General features: G+C 47.0%; 1 protein-coding gene. It reads left to right on the top strand.

The window, feature by feature from the left end; translation table 11 throughout:
- A partial coding sequence (locus VOR_RS17380; RefSeq protein ID WP_010320476.1) for an IS66 family transposase occupies positions 1–270 on the top strand: 270 nt, incomplete at both ends.

Here is a 270-nt window from a genome sequence, read left to right as displayed (position 1 = left end):
CACCTTGGGTCAGTGGCCTAAGCTGATACGCTATGTTGAAGATGGGCATTTATCTATCGACAACAACCGAGCGGAACGCGCAATCAAATCGCTGGTCATTGGCAGAAAAAATTGGTTATTCTCGACGAATCCACTTGGTGCTGATGCGAGTGCTTTGCTGTATAGCATCATCGAGACGGCGAAAGCGAACGGACTGATACTCTACGATTACATGGTCAAATGTATGAAAGAACTGGCAAAGCCAGAGCCTGATATCAACTCACTGCTTCC

This window comes from Vibrio ordalii ATCC 33509, assembly GCA_000257205.1.
In the GTDB taxonomy this organism is placed as follows: Bacteria; Pseudomonadota; Gammaproteobacteria; order Enterobacterales; family Vibrionaceae; genus Vibrio; species Vibrio ordalii.
The sequence above is the reverse complement of the archived record's forward strand: the minus strand, read 5'-3'. Positions and strand labels throughout refer to the sequence as shown.